The sequence below is a fragment of the Rhizobium sp. 10N414 genome (assembly GCF_056394785.1).
In genome coordinates this window covers 1-1,351 of the sequence record NZ_JBFTIN010000097.1, presented here as the reverse complement: position 1 = coordinate 1,351, position 1,351 = coordinate 1, and the positions used below count along the sequence as shown (strand labels likewise).

Sequence of the window (1,351 nt, the reverse complement as noted above, 5' to 3'; positions counted from 1 at the left end):
TTGCCCCATTCGGAGATCCATGGATCAAAGCTTATTCGCAGCTCCCCACGGCTTTTCGCAGCGTATCACGTCCTTCATCGCCTGTGCATGCCAAGGCATCCACCAAATGCCCTTACGACACTTAATCGTTCTCATTGCCAATGCTCATCTTTAGTTGGATTTGGCAAACCTTGTCCCGTCGGCTTCGCCGCGGGGGTGCCAAATCTGGCCATACGGCCAGCTCCAACAATCTGGTTACCTTTTACAACCAGATCATTCAGATGCCATCGACGTGTTCGATCCGGTCCCTTTATTGGAGCTACGCCGAGCAGCTCGCTTGGGCCGGATCTTTAAGACCAGCTTCTCGAGATTAAATCCGGTACCGCGCGGTCAGGCAACGGCAATCAGACCAGCCATCAGACAGCACCAAAAGGCACCGAACAATGGTCAATCCTCATGACAGACTTCCTTCCTACCTCCAGTCCCTCCACCAGATCCGGCCGACTAAGCCATCCTTGGTTTCAACAGAACTGGGCTCGGACATCTCGCACAATCCATGGGATTGTGCAAAACACCTGGAAGCCTCCAGATCAATCTTCTCTTCACGATATATGCAGAACAGGCATCTGGCCGAAGCCGATGCAAACTTTGTTTTTCTCCAGAAGACACTTTATCGCTCACGCGCCGCAGGCGCTCCGCGGGGGCGCCAAACGATTGGCGACGCGCCTTGCGCTACGTTGCTGCCGTCAGTCTCGACACCAATCGATTTGGTGGAGCTGAGCGGGATCGAACCGCTGACCCCCTGCTTGCAAAGCAGGTGCTCTCCCAGCTGAGCTACAGCCCCTCCAGCTCGATCACCCGGAGATTAATCCAGGTTCGGCAACAATCCGCGCCAGCCATTCCAATCAATTCCCAGTCCATCATTCGCAAATGCAAATGGTGGGCCCGGGAAGACTTGAACTTCCGACCCCACGCTTATCAAGCGTGTGCTCTAACCAACTGAGCTACGGGCCCATTCGGGAACCGGTCCAGCACAAGCYGGACWAGCGCGGTTTTTTGTCTTCATGAAGAAAGAGAAACGTGGACGGCGAAAGCTCGCCATACCGTCAGGACCGAAGTCTCTGCGGCGTATTRCGTTKCGATGGTCACCTGACTGGTGCCATCTATGTTCTAAAAAGCACGGGAAGGTTCATCCCTAGACAAGTCGAAGACTTGTCGGAGGGCGTCTTACCAATTCCACAGCTTCCTTAGAAAGGAGGTGATCCAGCCGCAGGTTCCCCTACGGCTACCTTGTTACGACTTCACCCCAGTCGCTGACCCTACCGTGGTTAGCTGCCTCCTTGCGGTTAGCACACTACCTTCGGGTAAAACC

At 54.6% G+C, this 1,351-nt stretch carries 2 tRNA genes and 2 rRNA genes; all 4 read right to left on the bottom strand.

Features of this window, described 5'->3' with window-relative positions:
- Nucleotides 1–127, bottom strand: a 23S ribosomal RNA gene (locus tag AC1DE4_RS31705); the annotation flags it as partial.
- A 620-nt stretch (nt 128–747) separates the two neighbouring features.
- A tRNA-Ala gene (locus tag AC1DE4_RS31700) sits at nt 748–823 on the bottom strand.
- Nucleotides 824–916: 93 nt separating this feature from the next.
- Nucleotides 917–993 (bottom strand) — tRNA-Ile (locus AC1DE4_RS31695).
- A gap of 237 nt (nt 994–1,230) precedes the next feature.
- Nucleotides 1,231–1,351, bottom strand: a 16S ribosomal RNA gene (locus AC1DE4_RS31690); the annotation flags it as partial.